Origin of the sequence: Herbiconiux sp. VKM Ac-2851 (genome assembly GCF_013205105.1) — a bacterium.
GTDB lineage: Bacteria > Actinomycetota > Actinomycetes > Actinomycetales > Microbacteriaceae > Herbiconiux > Herbiconiux flava.
Map to the genome: position 1 here is coordinate 788,021 of NZ_JABMLJ010000003.1, position 22,583 is coordinate 810,603.

Consider the following 22,583-nt stretch of genomic DNA (forward strand, 5'->3'; position numbering starts at 1 on the left):
TCGATCGTCGCTAGAGCGTGTCGGGGCGGGGGTGGTCGCTCGGGTCGGAGGGCGTGTCGGCGGCGGGAGCGGGGGCGGGCGCGGAGGGCGCGGGCGCGGCGGGAGTGGGTGCCGGCACGTCGGCGCGTGCGGCGCCGACCGGGGCGGAGGAGCCCGTGGATGCGGGCGGGCCCGGGCGGCGGGAGCCTCGGCGCACCAGAGCGACGATGAGCAGTACGATCGCCGCGATCACCGCGAGCGGCAGCAGCCAGGGGATGAGCACCCCGACCAGCACCAGGAACCCCGAGGCCGCGGCGACGAGCGATGCCCAGCCGGCGGCGAGACCGCTCCAGAAGTCGCCCGGCACGGCCGAGGGCAGGGCGCCCTTCTGCTGCAGGTCGAGCGTCAGCGTCGAGTAGTCGATCTGGTCGGAGAGGTACTGCTTCTCCGACTTCAGGCTGTCGAGCTGCCCCTGCCGGTCGGAGATCGCGGTCTCGAGCTCGATCAGGTCGGCGGTGGTGGCCGCCGAGCCGACGAGGTCGAGCAGCCGGTCGACCGAGGCCTCGAGCGCCGAGATCTGGGCGTCGAGGTCGCGCACCTGCAGCGTGACGTCGCTCGTGCTGATCGAGACCGACTCGACGTCGCCCAGCTCACGCAGTCCGTCCACCGCCTTGTCGACCGAGTCGGCCGGAACCCGGATGGTCAGCTGCGAGCTCGCCTGCTGATCGTCGCTGCCGGCCTGCTGCGAGCGCGAGTCGATGCGCCCGTCGAGCGAGGCGACCAAGGCCACGGCGTCGTCGGTCGCCGCGGCAGGGTCGTCGACGGTGATGGTGATCCAGCCCGTGGTGATGACGCTCTGGTCGGACTCGGCGAGCGACTCGCCAGAGCCGTCGGCCGCGACGCCGCCCTCCGAGATGCCGCCCTCGGGCGCCGGCTGGGCGGGGTCGACGCGTTGTCCGTCGACGTACGGCACGCCATCGGACTGGCTCGACGAGGAGCCGCCGGCCGAGCATCCGGCGAGCACGAGGGCACTGGCGACAGCGGCGGAAGCGAGGATCATTCGTCTCATGCCGCTCACGCTAGGGCCGATTGTCTGAAGGCCGCCTGGGACCGCCGTGATGGTTACCCGGTCGTTATCGCGCCCCGTCGACGGGCCGATGTCGGGCGCTCGCGTTAGGGTCGGAGCATGCTCGAACGAACCCTCGGCCGCACCGGCCGCTCCGTCTCCATCATCGGCCTCGGCACCTGGCAGCTCGGCGCCGACTGGGGCGACGTCGACGAGAACGCCGCCCTCGACGTGCTCGCCGCCTCGGTCGACGCCGGCGTCACCTTCTTCGACACGGCCGACGTCTATGGCGACGGGCGCAGCGAGACCATCATCGGCCGCTTCCGCCGCGAGAATCCGGATGCACGGCTCACCGTCGCCACGAAGATGGGCCGCCGAGGCGCCCAAGACCCGGCCGAGTTCACGCTGGCGAACTTCCGCGCCTGGACCGATCGCAGCCGCGCGAACCTCGGAGTCGACACCCTCGACCTGGTGCAGCTGCACTGCCCGCCGACCCCCGTCTTCTCGAGCGACGCCGTCTACGACGCACTCGACACCCTCGTCGAGGAGGGCGCGATCGCGAACTACGGCGTGAGCGTCGAGACCACCGCCGAGGCGCTCGCCGCGATCGCGCGGCCGGGCACGGCGACGGTGCAGATCATCCTGAACGCGTTCCGGCTGAAGCCGCTCGACGAGGTGCTGCCGGCGGCCCGCGAGGCCGGCGTCGGCATCATCGCGCGGGTGCCGCTGGCGTCGGGGCTGCTCAGCGGCAAGTACACGGTCGACACCACCTTCGCCGAGAACGACCACCGCAACTACAACCGCGACGGCAGCGCCTTCGACGTCGGCGAGACCTTCTCGGGGGTCGACTTCGCCACCGGCGTGGAGGCGGCGCAGGCCTTCGCGGCGGCTCTGCCCTCGGGTGTCGCACCGGCCGCGGCGGCGCTCGCCTGGGTGGCGGCGCAGGACGGCGTCTCGACTGTCATCCCCGGCGCGCGCAACCGTGCCCAGGCCGAATCGAACGCGGCCGCGGGCTCGCTCGAGCTGCCGCCCACTCTCGACGCGACCGTGCACGAGATCTACGACCGCTCCTTCCGGGCCGCCATCCACGACCGCTGGTAGGAGCCCGCGCCGTCGGGGCGAGGTGCCCCCTGGTTGTGGGGGTGCGAGGCGCGCCCGCGGCCGGTGCTGCTCGGCCTAGCATGGGGTCGCGGCCGGTTAGTCGGCGCGCAGCGTGCGACCCGGCCGGGTCGGCGCGTCCACCGCCGGGCCTTCCGGTCACGAGTGTCCTCGCGGAGCGGGTGGCGGAACGGCTTGGGGGAGCGATGAGCGGTGCGGGCGGGGCAGCGGGCGGCTCGGGTGGGGCAGCGGGCGGCTCGGGCGGAACAGCGGGCGGCTCGGGATCGACGCCGGGTTCGAATCCAGAACCGACGGCGCCGTCGACGGCAGATTCAAATCCGAAACCGACGGCGCCATCGACGGCGGGACCGACGGCGGGACCGACGGCGGGGGCGTCCTCGGGAGCGCGGCGGGCGACCGTGGTCGCCGTGGTGTCGCTGGTGCTGGCGACCGCGTTCTGGGCGGGCAACAACGTGGTGGGCGTCGTGGCCGTGCGGGAGCTCGACCCGATGAGTCTCGTGCTGCTGCGCTGGTGCCTCGCCCTCGTTCCGCTCGTGGTGATCGCGCAGCTCGTCGAGCGGCCCGACTGGCGGGCGCTGTGGCGCCACTGGCGGTGGCTGCTGGCGCAGAGTGTCACGGGCATCCTGGCGTACTCGCTGCTGCTGTACTCGGCCCTGCAGCACATCGACGCGCTCAGCGCCTCGCTGATCAACGCCTTCAACCCCGCACTGATCAGCATCGCGGCGGTCGTGATCCTGAGGCAGAAGCTGTCGCGCACGGCGGCCATCGGCATCCTGGTGGCGCTGATCGGCGTGCTGATCGTGCTCTCGCGCGGATCGGTGCTGTCGCTGTTCACCGGCGGCTTCGGGGTGGGCGACGTGCTGATGATCGGCGCGATCCTCGCCTGGACGGCCTACACGCTGCTCCTGCGCCAGGCTCCGCGGATGCCCGCCATCAGCGCCACGGCCGCCCAGGTCGCGATCGCGGTGGTGCTGCTCGCGCCGGTGTCCCTGATCGTCGGTGGCCCGACGTTCCCCCAGACCGATGGCGGGTGGTGGGCCCTGGGGTTCATCGCCGTCTTCCCCTCCGTGCTGTCGTACCTCCTGTGGGGGCGGGCGCTCATGGTCATCCCGCCGGCGCGCGCGGGCGTGTTCCTCAACCTCATCGCGGTCTTCACGGCGATCTTCGTGGTGGTCGCGGGGCAGCCGCTGACCCTCGCGCAGGCGATCGGCGGCCTCATCGTGCTCGGCGGAGTCGCCCTGGCGAACAGCGCGGCCTTCCGCCGCGCCCCCGTCGTCGTCGCGGGCACGACGTCGCCCGTGTCTCCAACGACGCCCACGCCGAACGACCCCTAGAGCGAGTCCCTCGAGCGCCCCACGCCGACCGACCCCTGGAACTCCGTGGAGTGTCCCCGCCTCGATCGAGCCGTCGCAAATCGCCTTCTCAGAGCTCCGAGAGGGCGATTTGCGACGGCTCGGCCGAGCCTCTCACTCGGCTACGCTCTCGGGGTGAGTGCTGAGGTCGAGACAGTCGTACACGTCACGCCCGACGCCGCGTGGCTTCCGCGCTCCGGGCGGGCCGAGGTCGTCCGGCGGTCCACGCCACCCGCGCCGATGTGCGTCGTCAGGCTCCTGATCCGCCGAGCCGACCAGGTCTTCTGCGTGACCCGGCCGGACACCGGGCGGCTCGACCTCCCCATGCGCGTGATCGAGCGCGACGATCCGAGCGGCCAGCTCGGGATCGCCGGCCTCGCGGCGCAGATCACGGGCGACGGGAGCGGACTCGTCTTCGTGGGGGCGGTGCGCAACCTGGTCGACTCGCCGTCGGACGACTACGCCTGGCCGACGCCGCTCGCGCACTTCGGGGTGTGGACCTCGGAGAGCCACCCCATTGTCGAAGGCAGCTGGGTGAGCATCGGCGACGACTCCCCACTTAGCGATCGGCACTGGTTCCCGCTCGTCCTGTGACGTCGGGCGATACGGCGCACGTCGTGCTGCCGGGCGCAACCGCCGAGGAACGGGTCAGTTGCGGTCGTTCGGGTCGACGCCCGTGCGCTCGCCCGTCTCGAGGGAGGCGATGGCGGCCAGGTCGTCGGCATCCAGGGTGAAGTCGAAGACGTCGAGGTTCTCGACGATGCGCGCGGGCGTCACCGACTTCGGGATGACCGAGAGACCGAGCTGCACGTGCCAGCGCAGCACGATCTGCGCCGGGCTGCGGCCGTGCTTCGCGGCGAGGCGGGCGAGCACGGGGTCGGCGATCAGACCGCCGCGCGCGAGCGGCGACCACGACTGCGTCACCACACCCTGCTCGGCGTCGAAGGCCCGGAGCGCCGTCTGCGGCAGCCGCGGGTGCAGCTCGACCTGGTTGACGGCGGGGACGATGCCGGTCTCCTCGACGATCCGGGTGAGGTGCGCGGGGTGGAAGTTGGCGACGCCGATCGAGCGCACGCGCCCCGAGTCGCGCAGGGCGATCAGCGCCCGCCACGCCTCGACGTACCGGTCGCGCAGCGGGGCCGGCCAGTGGATCAGGTAGAGGTCGAGGTGGTCGAGGCCGAGCATCCGCATCGATTCGTCGAACGCGCGCAGGGTCTCGTCGTAGCCGTTGTCGGTGAACCAGACCTTCGTGGTGACGAAGACCTCCGAGCGGTCGATTCCGGATGCTCGCACCCCCTCTCCGACGCCCCGCTCGTTGTGGTACATCGAGGCGGTGTCGATCAGGCGGTAGCCGTGGCGGAGGGCGAACGAGACGGCGGTGGCGGCCTCCTCGTCGGTCGTCTTGTAGACGCCGAGGCCGAGCTGCGGCATCGCGGCGCCGTCGTTGAGCAGGAGGGAGGGAGACGTCGGCACGATCAGCCCGTGATCGTCGCGACGGGCTCGGTGTCGGGCAGCGGGCTCGCGTCGCGTCCGCGGAGGTCGGGGTGGAACCGCTTGCCGAGGAGCGGCACCAGGAAGCCGAGCAGGGCCAGGGCCGCCGCCACGATGAACGCTCCGACCGCGCCGATGCCGTCGATCAGGAAGCCGGCCAGCGCCGAGCCGACGGCCGCGCCGATCAGCTGGCCGGTGCCGACCCAGCCGTAGGCCTCGGCGGTGTCGCTGAAGCGCACGCTCGCCGAGACGATCGCGAACATCACCGCGAGGGCCGGTGCGATGCCGATGCCGGCGACGAACAGGAAGACCGCCAGCCACCAGATATTGAGCCAGGCGGCGGCGATGGCCGTGCCGACGAAGACGATCGCCATGCGCCGGGCGAGCGCCCACGGGCCGATCGGCTTGTGGCCGAGCGACAGGCCGCCGACAAGCGAGCCGACCGCGAAGATCGCGAGCACGATGCCGGCCTCGGCGCCGCCCTCGCCGAACGTCGACACGACGCCCGCTTCGATGGCCGCGCAGGCCGCGACGAGCAGGAAGCCCACGACGGTGGCGAGCAGCACCGGCGGCTTCTTCAGCACGACGCCGAGCTTGCGCTTCGAGCGCGGGATGCGCACCCGGCCGAGCTCGGGGCTGGTGAGGAACCAGATGCCGCCGCCGATCAGGAACGCCACCGCGAGCATGATGCCCCAGACGGTGCCGATCTGGATCGAGACGAACGTGACGATCACCGGGCCGAGCACCCAGATGATCTCCTGCGCCGAGGCGTCGAGCGAGAACAGCGGGGTGAGCTGGGAGGAGTTCACCATCTTCGGGTAGATGGTGCGGACGGCCGGCTGGATGGGCGGGGTGCTGAGCCCGGCGACCAGCGCGATGACCATGTCGGCGGCGATGCCCAGCGGGAAGAGCGCGATGGTCGAGATGGCGAGGGCGCAGATGATCATCGCCGTGAGGATGACCGGGCGCATGCCCCAGCGGCCCATCAGCCGGCTCGTCAGCGGCCCGGCGATCGCCTGCCCGATGCTCAGCGCGGCGAGCACGAGGCCCGCCACGCCGTAGGAATCGTAGGTGTGCTCGATGTGCAGCAGGAAGGCCAGCGACAGCATCCCGTTCGGGAAACGCGCGGTCAGCTGGGCCGCGATGATGCGCGCGACTCCGCGCGTCTTCAGGAGGTCCCGGTAGCTGCTCATAACTGGGTTAGTTTACTTCCGCGCCGCCGCCTCTGCGGCGCGGGCGGGATGCGATGCCGCCGTCGCGCCCCGCTGCTTCGCGGCGTGGTGCGGCGACGGTATCGCCTGGGTCGTCGAGTACGGCCTGTTGCGTTCGTCAGGGCAGGCCGGGGTAACGCAGGGCAGGGCGGGCAGGGCGGGGCGGGGCAGAGGGGCGGATGCTCGGCTACTGGGGGGCGAGGAGCTTCGCTACTCGTTGGAGGGAGGCGGGCTCGGCGGTGCCGAGGGGTTGGGCGAAGAGGCCGACGCGGAGCTCCTCGATCAGCCAGCGGGCTCGGACGAGGTGCGTGGGGGAATGCGGCGCCAGGGGGATGCGGCCGCCGGCGTCGAGGAGACGGGCGGTCGCGGTCTGCACCTCGGTCATCCAGGCGCGGTCGCGCGCGGGGTTGTCGGGCAGCTTCTCCAGGCGGTAGACGATGGCCGCGAGGTAGCGGGGCAGGTGTCCGAGACGGGCGAGGCCGGTCACCGAGACGAAACCCGGGCGCACGAGGGCGGCCAGCTGCTCGCGGGCATCGGCGATCGCAGGCAGCAGCGCCATGCTCGTCACCGACTTGATCGCCTTCTCCACGTCGCGCACGCCGCCCAGGATGCGCACGACGGTGGCGACGGTCTGATCCAGCAGCGGGAGCACGGCCTTCGAGAGGCGGTCGCGCACCGCGTCGAACTCCTCCTCCGTCCAGACGAGACCGTCGGGGTGCAGGGCGGTCAGCGCCTCGTCGGCGCACGCCATCATCGCGTCGTCGAAGAGCGCGTTGACGTTCTGGTACGGGCTCGTCGCGAGCAGCAGCTTCTCGTTCTGGGTGAGGTGCTCCCGCACGTAGGAGGCCGGGCTCGGCACGGCGAGCAGCAGCAGGCGCCGGATGCCCGCGGGCGTCTCCCGGGCCTGCTCCTCGGGGGTGGCCATGAGGCGGAGCGCGACGCCCGCCTTCTCGTCGACGAGGGCCGGGTAGGCGCGGATGACACCGCCGTGCTGGCGGGTGTCGACGTGGTGGGGGAGGGTTCCGAACGACCAGGAGGTGAGTTGCGACCGCTCGCGGAAGGCGCCGGCGGCATCGCCGGCCGAGGTCGGTGCTGCGGGGCCGCTCGCGGCCGCCACGGCGTCGGGGCCCGCGCCGCGTCGGACGCCCTCGGCGGCGCCGGACGAGTCGCCCCGCGGGTTGCGGGTGGGACGAGCATCCGGAACCTGGCGCACCGCGCGCGAGATCGAGGCGCGGGCCGCGTCGGAGAGGGTGCGCTGGAGCTCGACGAGGTCTTTGGAGGCGCCGACGGTGCGTCCGCGCTCGTCGACCACGCGGAACGTGACGCGGAGGTGCTCGGGGAGCTTCGAGCGGTCGAAGTCGGCCGCCGTCACCGGGGTGTGGGCGAGCTTCGACATGAGGGCGGCGAGGCGGGCGGGGAAGTCGTCTCCGGCATCCGCGCCGAGCTCGTCGAGCAGCCGCCCGGCCCAGTCGGTCGCGGGCACGAAGTTCACCCGCAGCCGCTTCGGCATCGAGCGGATGAGCGCCGTCACGAGATCGCGACGGAGCCCCGGCACCTGCGCCTCGAAGCCCTCGGGCTTCAGTCGCGGCAGCAGTGCGAGCGGCACGGTGGCCGTCACGCCGTCGTCGTCGGCGCCCGGCTCGAAGCGGTACGACAGCGCCAGGCGCTGGTCGCCCTGCTGCCACTCGGCCGGGAACTCGCTCTCGTCGACGTCGGGCGCGCCCTCGGGAAGCAGCGTCTCGACCGTCATCGTGAGCAGCTCGGGGTCGTCGTGGCGTGCCTTCTTCCACCAGCCCTCGAAGCTGCGCTGCGAGACGACGTCGCGCGGGATGCGGGCCTGGTAGAACTCGAACACGGCCTCGTCGTCGAGCAGGATGTCGCGGCGGCGGCTGCGCTCCTCGAGCTGCTCGAGGTCGCGGCGGAAGGCCCGGTTGGCGCGGTCGAAGGCCTGCTGCGACTCCCACTCGCCCTCGACGAGCGCGTGCCGGATGAAGAGCTCGCGGGCGTACTCGGGGTCGATCCGGGCGAACTGCACGCGGCGGTGCACGACGATCGGCACGCCGAACAGGGTGACGCGCTCGTAGGCGACGGCGGCGCCCTGCTTCTTCTCCCAGTGCGGCTCGGAGTAGCTGCGCTTGACCAGGTCGCCCGCCATCGCCTCGGCCCAGCCGGGGTCGATGGCCGCGTTCATCCGCGCGAACAGGCGGCTGGTCTCGACGAGCTCGGCGCTCATCACGGCCGCGGGCTGCTTCTTCGCCAGCGTCGATCCGGGGAAGATCGAGAAGCGGGTCTGGCGGGCGCCGAGGTAGTCGCGCTTGACTTGGTCGCGCAGGCCGATCTGGCTGAGCAGGCCCGACAGGATCGAGCGGTGGATGCCGTCGGGGTTCACGCTCGGCTCGCCGATCTCGAGCCCGAGGGGCTTGGCGAGCTGGCGCAGCTGGCGGTAGACGTCCTGCCACTCGCGGATGCGCAGATAGTTCAGGAACTCCGCCTTGCAGAGGCGCCGGAACGCGCTCGAGCCGAGCTCGCGCTGCTTCTCCTCGAGGTAGTTCCAGAGGTTCAGCAGGGTGAGGAAGTCGCTGGTCTGGTCGGCGAAGCGGGCGTGCAGCTCGTCGGCGCGGCCGCGCTTCTCGAGGGGGCGCTCGCGGGGATCCTGGATCGTCAGGCCCGCCACGATCGCCAGCACCTCGCGGCTCGTGTTCGTGCGCTTGGACTCGACGACCATGCGCGCGAACCGCGGCTCGATCGGCAGGCGGGCGAGGTCGCGGCCGATCGCCGACAGCCGCGGCTGCTCACCGGCCTTGCCCGGACGGGTCGCACCGAGTTCCGCGAGCAGGTCGAGGCCGTCCTTCACGCCACGCGAGTCGGGCGGCTGCAGGAACGGGAACGACGCGATGTCACCGAGCCCCAGCGAGATCATCTGCAGGATGACCGCCGCCAGGTTCGTGCGCAGGATCTCCGGATCGGTGAACTCGGGCCGCCTGGCGTAGTCCTCCTCGGAGTAGAGCCGGATCGCGATGCCGTCGCTCGTTCGCCCGCTCCGCCCCGAGCGCTGGTTCGCGCTGGCCTGCGAGATCGGCTCGATCGGCAGCCGCTGCACCTTCGAGCGCACCGAGTAGCGGCTGATGCGCGCGGTGCCGGCGTCGATCACGTACTTGATGCCCGGCACCGTGAGGCTCGTCTCGGCGACGTTCGTGGCCAGCACCACCCGGCGACGGATGCCCGGGGTGCTGCTTCTCTGGAACACCCGGTGCTGCTCGGCGGCGCTCAACCGCCCGTACAGCGGCAGCACCTCGGTCTGGCCGGCCCCACCGGTCGCGGCGAACTTCCCGCGGAGGGCCTCCTCGGCGTCGCGGATCTCGTTCTCACCGCTGAGGAAGACGAGCACGTCGCCCGGCTTCTCGCGGGCCAGCTCGTCGAGGGCCTCGCCGATGGCCTCGAAGAGGTCTTTGGGTTCGGAGGGGCGGTCGTCGCCCCGTCCGGCTCGGGGCTTCGTGGGGCGGGTGCGCTCGGGGGCGGCGCCCTCGTCGGCGTCGGTCTCGTCGTAGTCGTCGTCGGCCGGGTCGTCGGCGGGGGCATCCGGAGCCAGCGGACGGTAGCGCACCTCGACCGGGAACGTGCGGCCCGAGACCTCGACGATCGGGGCCGGCGTGCCGTCGGGCTCGGCGAAGTGGCGGGCGAAGCTCTCGGGATCGATCGTGGCGCTCGTGATGATGAGCTTGAGGTCGGGACGCCGGGGGAGCAGCTGCTTGAGGTAGCCGAGCAGGAAGTCGATGTTGAGGCTGCGCTCGTGGGCCTCGTCGATGATGATCGTGTCGTAGCGGCTGAGCAGCCGGTCGTGGTTCATCTCGTTCAGCAGGATGCCGTCGGTCATCAGCTTGATGCGCGTCTCCTTGCTCGCGCGGTCGGTGAAGCGCACCTGGTAGCCGACGAGGCCGCCGACCTCCTGGCCGAGCTCCTCGGCGATGCGCTCGGCGATCGTGCGGGCGGCGAGGCGGCGGGGCTGCGTGTGGCCGATGTTCTCGCGGCCGAGTTCGAGGCAGATCTTGGGGAGCTGGGTGGTCTTGCCCGATCCGGTCTCGCCGGCGACGATCACGACCTGATGGGCCTCGATGGCGCGCGCGATGTCGTCCCGCTTCTGGCTGACGGGCAGCTCGGGGGGGAAGACGATGCGCAGGGGGGCGGCAGACATGAGCCCTCCATCGTACCGCCGCGCGCGGCGGGTCGGGCGCTGGCCGTGCCCCGCCCGGCCCGTCAGCGCAGCGCGCGGGCGAAGGCCACGAGCTCCGCGGCCATCGCGGCCGGCTGCCAGGAGTGCATCGCGCCCTCGACGGCTTTCTCCTGGGCGCCCGGCACCGCGGAGGCGATCCGCGCCGCCGCGAGCGGCATCTGCGGGAACGTCTGCGTGCCGTAGACCGCGAGCACGGGCACGTCGATCCCGGGGAAACCCTCGCCCTCGAGCGCCGCGTTCGCCCACTTCATCGACTGCCCGTCGGCCCGCTCGGTGCGCGCGTTGGCCACGATCGCGGGCCACGCCGGCGAGGCCTTCGCCCCGGCCAGGAACTCAGGCGGCATGTCGCGCATGTAGTGCTCCTTCGCCCGCTCGTCCTCGCCCGCGTCGAGCAGCGCCTCGAAGCCGTCGCTCCACTCGGCCGTGTCGGCCGCGGACTCGCTGAGCGGCGCCTCCCAGAGCACGAGCCCGCTCACCGGCAGGCCGCGCACCGTCGCGGCGAGGGCGATCGAGCAGCCTGAGGAGTGACCGACGAGCACCGCGCGGCCGTCGTCCGAGCTGCCGTCGGCCCCGGTGGCCGCCGCGATCGCCGCCCGCACCGCCTCGAGCTCGCGGTCGAGGTCGAGCACGCCCTCGGCGACGCTCTCGCCGCGGCCCAGCCGGTCGAACACGAGCGTCGTGAGACCCTCGGCGGCCGCGAGCTGCGCGGTCTCGGTCGTGACGGGGTCGCCGGCGCGGTACGGGCCCGCGCCGGCGATGAACACGATCGCCCGGCCGCTGCCGTCGCCGTAGCGGTCGTACGCGACGGTGTCGCCCGTGCTGCTCTGGGTGAACTCGGTCATGGCGGCCTCCAACGTCTCGGCCCGAAGGCCGGCTCACAGATGCCGGCTCCGGATGCGCGGCGGCGGTGCCGCGACGGCTCCAGTCTCGGGCATCCCGGCCCCGGGGTCCACCGCCGGACGTAGGCTCGATCCGTGACCGACCCGAACGCCGACCGCCCCACCTCCTACCCCTCCGAGTTCGAGCAGGCGCTCGCCTCCTGGCACGAGGCCCGGCTGCGGCTCGTGACCGCTCCGCAGGGCATCGCCGCCCTGGTCGGGACGCACTGGCTCACGCCCGGCGCGGAGCCCGTCGCCGTCGAGGGACTAGAGGGCACGTGGCGCGTCGAGGACGGCGACATCGTCGGCGACGACCTCACGATCGAGGAGGGCGGCGAGGTGCTGCTCGGCTCGCGGGTGCTGCGGCACTTCCGCCGCGACGACGAGGTGGCGCTCAGGGTGCTCGATGCGGAAGCAGCCAGCCGAGCATCCGTCGCCGGCATCGACGCGTACATGCCCGATGAGGCATGGGTTCTGACGGGGCGCTTCGAGCCGGCTGACGAGGGCGCGACGATCGACGTCGAGGAGATCGACGGCTACACGGAGACGAGCACCTTGGCCGGCACCGTGACGGTCACGATCGGGGGCGACGAGGTCGCGCTGATCGCGACCGGGCCCCTCACCGGAATGCAGCTCGTGTTCGCCGACGCGACGAGCGGCACCGAGAGCTACCGCTTCCGCTTCCTCAAGCTGCGAGCGGATGGCGGCGCCGGCCCGATCGAGGTCGACTTCAACCGCGCCTACCTGCCGCCGTGCGCGTTCGCCGACTTCTACGTCTGCCCGCTGCCGCCCGCGCAGAACCGCCTCACGGTGCCCGTGCGCGCAGGCGAGAAGCAGGTCACCCGCCACTGACCGTGGTGGCGTCGGCCGGGCGGTGCGAGGGTGGACGCATGACGAATCGACTCGGAGACGCGATCAGCCCGTACCTGCGCTCGCACGCCGACAACCCGGTCGACTGGTACCCGTGGGGTGAGGCCGCCTTCGCCGAGGCCCGCGAGCGGGACGTCCCCGTGCTCGTGTCGATCGGGTACTCGACCTGCCACTGGTGCCACGTGATGGCCCGTGAGAGTTTCAGCGACCCGGCGCTCGCCGCGTACCTGAACGAGCGGTTCGTGGCGATCAAGGTCGACCGGGAGGAGCATCCGGAGGTCGACTCGGCGTACCTCGCGGCCGCCGGGGCCTTCACCCAGAACCTGGGGTGGCCGCTGAACGTGTTCGTCACGCCGTCGGGGCAGGCGTTCCACGCCGGGACGTATTCGCCGCCCGTGCCGGTGGACGGGCATCCGGCGTTCTCGCAGGTGCTCGCCGCGGTCGACGACGCCTGGACCACCCGCCGCGCCGAGGTCGAGCGCTCGGCCGCGGGGCTCGCCGAGATGCTCGCCGAGGGGCAGCAGCGGCTGCGCGGGCGGGGTGCGGTGGCGGTCGAGGGGGGTGGCGCGGCGCCCGTGTCGGCCGGTCAGCTGGCGGCGGTGGTCGCCGAGCTCGGCCAGTACGAGGATGCTCAGCACGGCGGCTTCGGCGGCGCGCCCAAGTTCCCCGTGGCGCCCGTGCTCCGCTTCCTGCTCGAGGTCGCGGCCGGCGACGGCGACATCGCCCTTGACACGGCCACCGACGCCGAGGCTCTCGCGCTGCGCACCCTCCGCGCCATGGCCGCGTCGCCGCTCCGCGACCCCGTCGAGGGCGGCTTCTTCCGCTACGCCACCAAGCGCGACTGGAGCGACCCCCACTACGAGCGGATGCTCTACGACAACGCCCTCCTGCTCGACGCCCTCACCGCCGCGTGGGCGTCGGCCCCGCACGAGCTGGGGGCGCGCGATGCCGCGCTCGGTGTCGCCGGGTTCCTCACCGAGGTGATGCAGCTGCCGTCCGGCGGATTCGCCTCGGCCCAAGACTCCGAGAGCACCGTCGACGGCCACCGCGTCGAGGGCGGCTACTACGCGCTCGGCGCCGAGGCCCGTGCCCGCCAGACCCCGCCCGCCCTCGACGAGAAGGTGCTCACCAGCTGGAACGGCCTCGCCATCGGCGCGCTCGCCCAGGCAGCCTTCGTGTTCGACCGCCCCGAGCTCGCCCTCGCCGCCCAGCACGCGGCCGATCACCTGCTCGAGGCGCACGTCACCTCGGCTGCCGGGGAACCGCCGCGGCTCCTGCGCGCCTCGATCGACGGCCGCGCCTCGACGGCGGTCGCCACCCTCGAGGACTACGGCATGCTCGCCGAGGGCCTCCTCCGCCTGGCCGCCACCACCGGTTCGGCGCGCTACGCGACAGCGGGCCGGATGCTCGTGGACGCCGTCCTGACGGAGGACCCCACCGGCCCCGTGTTCACCGTGCCCGGCGGCGGCGACCCGATCCTGGGTGCCCAAGGCCTCGCGAGCGAGCTGGACCCCTCGGAGGGCGCGTACCCCTCGGGCAACTCCGCCGCCGCCTCCGCGGCGCTGCTCCTGCACGCCCTCACCGCCGACGCGCGCTACCGCGCCGCGGCCCTCCGCGCGGTCGCGCCCCTGGCGGCGGACACCGTCGCGCAGCCGATCGCCTTCGGCGCGACCCTCGAGATCCTCACCCGCCTCTCCCGCCCCGCCGAGCAGCTCGTGCTCGTCACCCCGTCCCCGGCCGACCCTCTCGACCGCACACCCGCACCCGACGCCGAGGCGGACGCCCGGCCCGACGACCTCACCGCCCGCATCCGCACCTGGCGCGGCGCCGTCGTCACCCGCGCGACCGACGAGCAGGCCCGCCTCCTCGCGGTCGCGGGCTTCGAGCTCTTCGCCGACCGCACCACCCGAGCCGGCCTCCCGACGGCCTACCTCTGCCGCGACTTCGTCTGCCGCCTCCCGGTCACCGACCCGGCGGCGCTCCGTCGCTACTGACGAGACGCGCGATCACACGACAGCGCGCGTCAGCGCGCGTCAGCGCGTGTCAGCGGCGCGTCGGCGGCGCGTCAGCGCGCCCGGGGAGGGTAGGGGCATCCACTACGAAAGGACGCCCCATGACGTACTCCTCCGACTGGGCCGTCGAGGCCCACGGCCTCGTCAAGGTCTTCGGCGACAACCGGGCGGTCGACGGCGTCGACCTGAGCGTGCGCACGGGAACCGTGTACGGCGTGCTCGGCCCGAACGGCGCCGGCAAGACCACCACGATCCGCATGCTCGCCACCCTCCTGAAGCCCGACGGCGGCGAGGCCACCGTGTTCGGCCACGACATCCGCCGTGAACCCCAGATCGTCCGCCAGCTGATCGGCGTCACCGGTCAGTACGCCAGCGTCGACGAGACCCTCTCCGCCACCGAGAACCTCGTGCTCTTCTCCCGCCTCAACGGGCTCAGCCGAGCGGATGCGCGGCGGAAGTCCACCGAGCTGCTCGAGGAGTTCGGCCTGACCGAGGCCGCGAAGCGCCCCCTGAAGAAGTTCTCGGGCGGCATGCGCCGGCGCCTCGACCTCGCGGCGAGCCTGATCTCGCAGCCGCCGCTGATCTTCCTCGACGAGCCCACCACCGGTCTCGACCCGCGCACCCGCGCCCAGATGTGGGACACGATCCGCCGCCTGGTCGCCACCGGGTCCACCGTGCTCCTCACCACCCAGTACCTCGACGAGGCCGACCAGCTCGCCGACCGCATCGCGGTGATCGACCGCGGGATCGTCGTCGCCGAGGGCACGGCGGGGGAGCTGAAGGCGAGCGTCGGCAGCGCCTCCCTGCTGCTGCGCCTGGCCGACCCGGCGGCGCTCGAGCGGGCGCGGCACGCGGTGCTCGACGTGCTCGGCGTCGAGGCGGTGCTCACCCCCGAGGCGGGGCGCATCACCGCGCCGATGAGCGACCCCGACTCGATCACCGACCTGCTCGTCCGCCTGCGCGCCGACGGCATCGCCGTCGAGGAGCTCGCGGTGCAGCAGCCCACCCTCGACGAGGTCTTCCTCGCCCTGACGGGCCACACGGCCACCGATGACGACACGAGCGCGACCGGCGCCGAGAGCCCGGCCACCGCATCCGGAACCACCCCCGGCGCAACGACCGCCGACGGCACCACCACCCCCGAACTGGAGACCACCCGATGAGCACCCTCACCATCACCCCCGGTGCCCAGCGCACCCTCAAGAATCACGTCACGATCGCCCAGACCCTGCGCAACTCGCTCAGCATGGCCGGCAGAGGGCTGATCAAGATCCGCCGCACGCCCGAGCAGCTGATCGACGTCACCCTGCAGCCGATCATCTTCACGCTGATGTTCACCTACATCTTCGGCGGGGCGATCGCCGGCAGCATCGCCGACTACCTGCCGCTGCTGATCCCGGGCATCCTCGTGCAGACGGTCATCACGACCAGCGTCGTCACCGGCGTGCAGCTGCGCGAGGACATGGACAAGGGCGTGTTCGACCGCTTCAAGTCCCTGCCCATCGCCCGCATCGCCCCGCTCGCCGGCGCCCTGCTGGCCGACACCGTGCGCTACGCCATCGCCACCACGATCACCTTCGTGGTGGGCTTCCTGATGGGCTACCGGCCCGAGGGCGGGCTCGGCGCGGTCGTCGTGGCCGGCCTGCTCGTGATCGCCTGCTCGTGGGCCATCAGCTGGATCTTCGCGTTCTTCGGCGTCATCGCCCGGAGCGCCGCCAGCGTGCAGGGCATCTCGTTCCTCGTGCTGTTCCCGCTGACGTTCCTCTCGAACGCCTTCGTGCCGGTCGACACGCTGCCGCCCGTGCTGCAGTGGTTCGTGAACGTGAACCCGGTGTCGCACCTCGTGACGGCGGTGCGCGACCTGGCGAACAGCGCGATGTTGACCTCCGACGCCTGGATCTCGCTCCTCGGCGCCGCCGTCATCGTCGCGATCTTCGCGCCCCTCACGGTGCGCGCCTACATGAAGAAGGCCTGAAGGCTAGGCCTGGTCCTTCCAGGCCCACGACCACGGCCCGGGTGTGCGCAGCAGTTCTGCCGCACGCCCGGGCCGTTCGTCGTGTCCGAGCAGGGCGGCGGATGCGCGGGCCGACGCCACCGCGTCCTCGCCCACCTCCGCCGCGAAGCGCGCGAACATCGGCGCGCGGTGCAGGCCCGGGTTGTCCTGGCGCGCGCCCATCGTGTCCGCCAGCGCCAGCAGTTCGAGGGCCACGTCCGGGCCGATCGCCGGGACGCCGGCCGACCAGGCCGCGAGGCCCACGAGCGAGGCGCCGAGCACGGGGCGGTCGACGTAGACGCCCTCCGGCCGGAGGCTGGCGAGCGTGCGCGACCGCAGCCGCCGGGCCATCCGGCGGAGCTCCTCGGGCTGTCCCGTGCCGTCGACGACCAGGGCGCCGAGCACGCTCGACAGGGCCATCCGGAACCACGGCGACGACCGGGTGCGCGGCACGTCGAAGCTCGCGAGGACCCGGCGGTTCTCGTCGGCCGCCTCCTCGAGGAGGCCGCGGGCGCGCAGCACCTCGGCGAGGCCGGCCCGGCCGATCGAGGCGACGTCGACGCCGTCGTTCTGCCCGGGATCGGCGGCCAGCTGCTCGAACAGCGCGGTGGCCTCGTCGAGGGCGCCGACCCCGATGTCGTTCGCAGCGATCACCCACTCCAGCTGCCGCACGTCGTCGCTCGCGCCGACGGCCGCCATGCCCTCGCGTGCCCGCCGCGCCCAGCGCAGCGCCTCGGCCGGCTCGGCGTTCTGGCTGTGCAGCTGGGCGAGCATCTGCGCCGCCATGCCGCCTCCCCAGGTGTCCCCGAGCGAGTCGGCGAGCGAGACGGCACGCCGCGCCATCGCGATCGCCTCGGCGCTACGGCCGGCGTTCTCGGCGGCGAGGCTCGCGACGAGGCTGCCGATCAGCGCGGTCGGGCGGTCGGGCGAGGAGTGCGCACGGAGGATCGCCGCTTCCAGGCGATCGAGGCGACCGACCTCGAGCGCGACCTCCGCCATGGCGGCCAGCCGCGGTTCGGTCACCGGATGCACGGCCACCACCCGCCGCAGCCGCGACAGTGCCCGGTACGCCGTGCGCTGCTGCCCGACCAGCTGCGTCACGGCGATCAGGACGAGTGACAGCACCGTGCTCCCGGCCCGCTCGGCCGGCGGATCGTAGTGCCGCACGCTCTCGAACACCGGCGCGGCGAAGGCGAGCACCTCGGAGTGGGCGCCGCGCAGCGACCAGTACCAGGCGAGCAGCGCGAACACCGACACGACGATGTCGGGTCGGCCCGCGTCGACCGCACGGCGCAGCACGTCGATGAGGTTGTCCTCCTCGACCGCGACCTCCCGGAGGGCCGCGAGCTGGCCGTGCCCGATCAGCCGCGGCAGCGTGCGCTCGGCGAGAGCGTCGGCCCAGGCGAACAGGGCGCGCTCGACCTCGTCGCGGAGGGCGCCGCGCTCGAGCTGCAGCCGTCCGAACTCACGGACGGTCTCGAGCATCCGGAACCGCAGCCCGCCGGGCTCGCCGCCGGCAGCCCCGCCCACCGTGTCGGCAGCCGCGACCGCGGGCTCGCTCAGGATGACGAGTGACTGGGCCACGAGGCCGTCCAGCGCGTCGTCGACCCCGGGCCCGACCACCGCCCGGGCCGCCTCGGTGCTGAAGCCGTCGGCGAACTCGGAGAGGCGGGCCAGGGCGCTCTGCTCATCCGTTCCGAGCAGGTTCCAACTCCACTCGATCACGGCGAGCAGCGTGCGGTGCCGCTCGGGGGCGCTGCGGTCGCCGCCGGTGAGCAGGGCGAAGCGGTTGCCGAGGCGGCGTTCGATCTCGTCCAGCGACATCGAGCGGATGCGCGCCGCCGCGAGCTCGATCGCGAGCGGCAGGCCGTCGAGGCGCTCGCAGAGCCGCGCGACGGTCGCCCGGTCGAGGGTGGCCCCGGGGCGGGCGGCGGTGGCGCGGTCGGAGAAGAGCTGCACGGCGGGGTCGTCGGCGCCGGCCACCCCGAGGGGCTGCAGGGCGTAGACACGCTCGCTCGAGATGCTGAGCGGGGTGCGGCTGGTCGTCAGCACGGTCAGCTCGGGCAGCTCGCCGGTGAGGGCCGCCGCCCAGTCGGCCGCCGCGTCGATCAGATGCTCGCAGTTGTCGACGACGAGCAGGGTGCGACGCTCGGCCAGCCGGTCCAGGATGCGCGTGCGGAGGTCGGCGCGCACCCGCTGGTCGCCCATCCGCCGGGCACTGCCGAGCTCCCGGATGCCCAGCGCCGACGCCAGCGCGAACACGACGTCCTCGGCGCTCCGCACGCTCGCCAGCTCCACGACGACGACCGCGCCGAACTTCCCGACGGACCGGGCCGCCACCTCGTGCGCCAACCGCGTCTTGCCGAGGCCGCCCGGACCGAGGATCGTCGTCACCCGCGCCTGCTCGAGCAGCGCGAGCACGGCCTGCACGGCGGCCTCGCGGCCCACCAGGGCGTTCGGCGCGGCGCGGATGCCGCGGCTGAGCGGCGCGGCGGCGGTGTCCGGTGGTGCCGCCGCCGTCGCGGCCGGGGGCCGTTCCGCGCGATCGAGCAGCTCGAGGTTCAGGGCCTGGAGCTCGGGCGAGGGGCTGGTGCCGAAGGCGTCCTGCACCCGCTCGCGGTACTCGGCGAAGGCGGCGACGGCCTCGGTGCCGCGGCCCTGCCCGTCGAGCGCTCGCATCAGGAGGAGCTGGGCGTGGTCGTCGAAGGGCGCGCGGGAGGCGAGCCGGCGAGCGGCTTCCTCGGCCTCGGCGGCTCGCCCGAGCGCGAGCGCGGCAGCCGCCGTGGTCGTATCGAGCATCGCGGCCACATCGTCGGCACCGGCCGCCAGCGCGTCGGCGAGCTCGCCCGGATCGAGGTCGGCGCCCGGAGTGCCGCGCCACAGTGCGGTCGCCTCCGCCGCGATCCGGGCCGCGTCCTCGGCGGCGCCGCCCGCGAGGGCCTGAGCTGCCCGCGCCGCCTCGGCACGCGCTTGGCGCAGGTCGACGTCGAAGCCCAGCCGGTAGCCCGACGCCGTCGACTCGATGACGCGGTCGCCGAACGCGGAGCGCAGCCGCGACACCAGCGCCTGCAGCGCTCCCCTTGCGGCGCGCGGGGGCTCGTCGCCCCATACCTCGTCGATCAGCGCCTCGACACCCACCGCCCGCGGCGCGGCCAGCGCCAGCACCAGGAGCACCGCCTTGGCTCGGCGCCCCGCGGGCTCGACCCACACCCCGCCGCGCCCCACGGCGACCGGCCCGAGCACGCCCACGACCGCAGGCGGCACCTCGACGACCGCCGCCGCACCCCGATCGCTCACGCGCACAGCCTACTTTCCCGACCGCCCCACCCGTCGCGCGCCGACCGCCCTCCCGTCGCGCGCCGACGACCCCACCCGTCGCGCCCGCCGCCCCGCCCGTCGCGCCCCGCGATCGGCCTCCCGGCACGTCGGCATGGGAGGAGAATGACGGCCATATCCTCCGGGGAGCGCCATCGCCACGATTCTCCTCCCGTGCCGACGAGCGGCGACGCGCCTAATGGGCAGCGCGACCGCGGGGATCGGACGGGCAGCGCGACCGCGCGCGTCAGGTGAGCAGCGCGACCGCGCCGAGCGAGAGCGCCGCGATCAGCGCCCACGACGCCAGCCCGACGACGAGCGCGCGCCATCCCGTGTGGGCCAGGCGGGCGAAGCGGATGCTCGTGCCGAGCGCGAACAGCGCCACCGCGAAGAGGGCGTTCTGCGCGACGTCGGCGACGTCCAGCAGTGTGGTCGCCACCGGTGCCGCGACCAGTGGCAGCAGGAGGGTTCGCACCAGCACCGCCGCGAGGAAGCCCGCGACGAACAGCGGCACGAGCGCGGGGCGGGCTGACGGGGTGACGGCGGCGCGGGCATCCGCTCGTCTCGTCACGAGGGAGACACCCGCGACCATGGGCGCCAGCGTCAGCACCCGCGTGAGCTTCACGACGACGGCGACGGCGAGCGCCGTGGGGCCCGCGATCTGCGCGGTGGCGACGACCTGGCCGACGTCGTGCACGCTGAGACCGACCCAGAGCCCGAACTGCTCGGGGGAGAGGCCGAGCGGGAAGCGGAGCACCGGAAGCACCGCGATCGCGAGCGTGCCGCAGAGGGTGACCAGGGCGACGGGGGTGGCGGTCTCCTCCTCGTCGCTGCGGGTGACCGCGCTGACGGCGCCGATCGCCGAGGCGCCGCAGATCGAGAAGCCCGCGGCGATCAGCACGGGCTGGTGGCCCGGCAGCCGGAGCAGGCGACCGAGACCGAAGGTGGCGACGAAGGTGATCAGCACGATCGCGACGATGGCCAGCACGGTGGGCCAGCCGAGCCCGGCGATGTCGACGAGGCTGAGCTTGAGGCCGAGCAGCACGATGCCGATGCGGAGCAGACGCCGCGACGACAGGGCGAGGCCGGGCTTCAGCACGCGGTCGAGCCGGCGCTGGGCGGGTGGCAGCTGGCCCACGACGATGCCGAGCACGACCGCGATCGTGAGGAGGGGAACGGCGGGTACGAGCAGGTGCAGCGCGAAGGCCACGAGGGCCGCGATCCCGTCGACCAGGAGGCCCGGCAGCACCCGTCGCAGGCCGGGCGCCCGGCCGGCGGACAGCGCGCTCACATCAGCGCCAGCTCGGCAGCCAGTAGTGCAGGCTGAGGAACCAGGCGGGCACGGGCATCCCGACCCAGACCGGGTAGAACCACGCGCTCACCAGCACGCAGATCACGAGGAACGCGCCGACGATCGCCAGCGCCCGGGTGCGCTGCGGCCGCGGATCAGCCCGCGACCCGAGCGCCAGCCCGATCACCATCGTCAGCCCGAGGATCATGTAGGGCTCGAACGCGATCGTGTAGAACTGGAAAACCGTGCGGCCGGTGTACATCAGCCACGGCAGGTAGCCGGCGACCATGCCCATCAGCACGAGGCCGACCTGCCACTCGCGGCGGCGCACCAGTCGGTAGACGAGGTAGAACAGGGCGGCCGTCGCGCACCACCAGATGATGGGGTTCGCGATCGAGGTGATGTTCTCGTAGCAGGTGGTGCCGCCGCAGACGGAGTCGTCGACCTGGCTGACGTACATCTGCGTCGGACGGATGAGGAACAGCCACGTCAGCGGATTCGCCTGGTAGGGGTGGGGCGAGTTCTCGCCCACGTGGTACTGGTAGATCGCCACCTCGAGGTGCCAGAAGTTCTGCACGGCCAGCGGCACCCAGCTGAGCGCGCCCGTCCACTCGCCGTTCGAGGTCTGCGCCCAGGTGCGGTACATGCCGCCGGTGGTGGCGAACCAGCCGATCCAGGTGGTGAGGTAGGTGACGACGGCGAGCGGAACGAGCAGGATCGCCGTGACCGGGCCCTGCTTGAGCACCGCGGCGCTGAACCAGAACGGCAGCCCGAGCCGGCGGCGGGCGAGGGCGTCGACGACGATCAGGTAGACGCCGAAGGCGGCGAGGTAGTAGAGGCCGCTCCACTTCACCGAGGAGGCGGCGCCGAACGCGACGGCCGCGGCGAGCACCCAGGGGCGCCACCAGATCGCGGGGCCCCAGGTGGGTTCGCCCGCGCGGCCACGGCCCGACTCGGCTCGGCGTTCTCTACCCCGTGCCAGTGCATCGGCCAGTCGCCGCTCGTGCCAGGCCCGGTCGAGCAGCACAGCCCCGAAGCCGAGCAGCAGGAACAGCGACGACAGCCCGTCGAGGATGCCCACCCGGCTCATCACGATCGCGTGCCCGTCGATCGCCAGCAGGAACCCGGCGATCACCCCGAGCAGCGTCGAGCGGGTCAGCTTCACCGCGATCAGCGTCGTCAGCAGCACCAGCAGGATGCCCGCGACCGCCACCGAGATGCGCCACCCCGTCGAGTCACCGGGGCCGAACAGCTCCATGCCGGCCCCGATGATCCACTTGCCGAGGGGCGGATGCACGGCGAACGAGCCCATCGTCTGGAAGATGTCGGTCTCGCCGGCGTTGAACCGGGTGTCGGCGTCGGCCGGCCAGGTGGCCTCATAGCCGAGGTTCCAGGTGGTCCAGGCGTCCTTGACGTAGAAGGTCTCGTCGAAGACGAGGCTGTGCGGGTGGCCGAGGTTCACCAGGCGGAGCACGGCGGCGAGCAGCGTGACCGCGATCGGGCCGCCCCAGCGCCAGGCGCGCTCGCGAGCGGGGGTGGCCATGAGGCGGAGCCACCAGTCGTCGAGGCGGGAGCCGGTGGGGACGGGGGGCGCGGGCTGGGCGGGCGCGTCGGCGTCGGCGGGTGCGGCGCCGGCGGTGGCACCGGGTGCCACGCTGTCGGCGTCGGTGGCCACTGGTGCGGCCGGCGCGTCGGCTGCGGCGCGAGCATCCGGAACCCCGTGCACGTCGGAGGGCGGCGCGGTCGTCGGCTCCTCGGTGCTCACCGGGCAATGC

15 protein-coding genes are annotated in these 22,583 nt (G+C 73.2%); 7 read left to right on the forward strand and 8 right to left on the reverse strand.

Annotated features, from left to right (window positions below; all coding sequences use genetic code 11):
* Nucleotides 1-10: 10 nt before the first annotated feature.
* A complete protein-coding gene (locus tag HQQ85_RS17040) occupies nt 11-1,048 on the reverse strand; it encodes a DUF4349 domain-containing protein (protein WP_216851773.1) in 1,038 nt (345 codons plus the stop codon).
* 117 nt (nt 1,049-1,165) lie between these two features.
* Between HQQ85_RS17040 and HQQ85_RS17045 the strand changes: the two genes are divergently transcribed.
* The 3 genes from HQQ85_RS17045 (at nt 1,166) to HQQ85_RS17055 (ending at nt 4,110) form a co-directional block, all read left to right on the forward strand.
* Entirely contained in the window at nt 1,166-2,146 is a 981-nt protein-coding gene (locus HQQ85_RS17045; protein WP_173183685.1) for an aldo/keto reductase, read from the forward strand.
* A 416-nt stretch (nt 2,147-2,562) separates the two neighbouring features.
* Nucleotides 2,563-3,498, forward strand: a complete 936-nt coding sequence (locus tag HQQ85_RS17050) for a DMT family transporter (RefSeq protein ID WP_173183686.1) — start codon at nt 2,563-2,565, stop codon at nt 3,496-3,498.
* A 306-nt stretch (nt 3,499-3,804) separates the two neighbouring features.
* Nucleotides 3,805-4,110 (forward strand): hypothetical protein, encoded by a 306-nt coding sequence (locus tag HQQ85_RS17055; protein ID WP_216851775.1) that lies wholly within the window; start codon nt 3,805-3,807, stop codon nt 4,108-4,110.
* Between the two features lie 54 nt (nt 4,111-4,164).
* Here the strand turns inward: HQQ85_RS17055 and HQQ85_RS17060 are convergent, their stop codons facing one another.
* The 4 genes from HQQ85_RS17060 to HQQ85_RS17075 form a co-directional block, all read right to left on the reverse strand.
* On the reverse strand, nt 4,165-4,989 hold the full coding sequence (locus HQQ85_RS17060) for an aldo/keto reductase (RefSeq protein ID WP_371741942.1): 825 nt from the start codon (nt 4,987-4,989) through the stop codon (nt 4,165-4,167).
* A 2-nt stretch (nt 4,990-4,991) separates the two neighbouring features.
* Nucleotides 4,992-6,200 carry an MFS transporter gene (locus HQQ85_RS17065; protein WP_173183688.1) on the reverse strand — a complete coding sequence of 403 codons (1,209 nt, stop codon included), beginning with the start codon at nt 6,198-6,200 and terminating at the stop codon, nt 4,992-4,994.
* Nucleotides 6,201-6,405: 205 nt separating this feature from the next.
* Nucleotides 6,406-10,410, reverse strand: coding sequence for an ATP-dependent RNA helicase HrpA (gene hrpA / locus HQQ85_RS17070; protein WP_173183689.1), 4,005 nt, complete (start codon nt 10,408-10,410; stop codon nt 6,406-6,408).
* A gap of 62 nt (nt 10,411-10,472) precedes the next feature.
* Nucleotides 10,473-11,291 carry an alpha/beta fold hydrolase gene (locus HQQ85_RS17075; RefSeq protein ID WP_173183690.1) on the reverse strand — a complete coding sequence of 273 codons (819 nt, stop codon included), beginning with the start codon at nt 11,289-11,291 and terminating at the stop codon, nt 10,473-10,475.
* A gap of 132 nt (nt 11,292-11,423) precedes the next feature.
* Here HQQ85_RS17075 and HQQ85_RS21170 point away from each other — a divergent pair, with 132 nt between their 5' ends.
* The 4 genes from HQQ85_RS21170 (at nt 11,424) to HQQ85_RS17095 (ending at nt 16,184) form a co-directional block, all read left to right on the forward strand.
* Nucleotides 11,424-12,179 (forward strand): DUF1684 domain-containing protein, encoded by a 756-nt coding sequence (locus tag HQQ85_RS21170; RefSeq protein ID WP_173183691.1) that lies wholly within the window; start codon nt 11,424-11,426, stop codon nt 12,177-12,179.
* 38 nt (nt 12,180-12,217) lie between these two features.
* Nucleotides 12,218-14,191, forward strand: a complete 1,974-nt coding sequence (locus HQQ85_RS17085) for a thioredoxin domain-containing protein (RefSeq protein ID WP_173183692.1) — start codon at nt 12,218-12,220, stop codon at nt 14,189-14,191.
* Nucleotides 14,192-14,310: 119 nt separating this feature from the next.
* Nucleotides 14,311-15,372: an ATP-binding cassette domain-containing protein gene (locus HQQ85_RS17090; protein ID WP_173183693.1), complete on the forward strand. Its 1,062-nt coding sequence runs from the start codon at nt 14,311-14,313 to the stop codon at nt 15,370-15,372.
* Nucleotides 15,369-16,184: an ABC transporter permease gene (locus tag HQQ85_RS17095; RefSeq protein ID WP_173183694.1), complete on the forward strand. Its 816-nt coding sequence runs from the start codon at nt 15,369-15,371 to the stop codon at nt 16,182-16,184. The genes HQQ85_RS17090 and HQQ85_RS17095 overlap by 4 nt, the downstream gene beginning before the upstream one ends.
* 3 nt (nt 16,185-16,187) lie before the next feature.
* Here the strand turns inward: HQQ85_RS17095 and HQQ85_RS17100 are convergent, their stop codons facing one another.
* From HQQ85_RS17100 to HQQ85_RS17110, 3 genes are all read right to left on the reverse strand, one after another.
* Complete coding sequence (locus HQQ85_RS17100; protein ID WP_173183695.1) at nt 16,188-19,499, reverse strand: BTAD domain-containing putative transcriptional regulator; 3,312 nt, start codon at nt 19,497-19,499, stop codon at nt 16,188-16,190.
* Between the two features lie 265 nt (nt 19,500-19,764).
* Nucleotides 19,765-20,808 (reverse strand): YeiH family protein, encoded by a 1,044-nt coding sequence (locus tag HQQ85_RS17105; RefSeq protein ID WP_371741943.1) that lies wholly within the window; start codon nt 20,806-20,808, stop codon nt 19,765-19,767.
* A gap of 1 nt (nt 20,809) precedes the next feature.
* A complete protein-coding gene (locus tag HQQ85_RS17110) occupies nt 20,810-22,573 on the reverse strand; it encodes a dolichyl-phosphate-mannose--protein mannosyltransferase (protein ID WP_371741944.1) in 1,764 nt (587 codons plus the stop codon).
* Nucleotides 22,574-22,583: the final 10 nt, after the last annotated feature.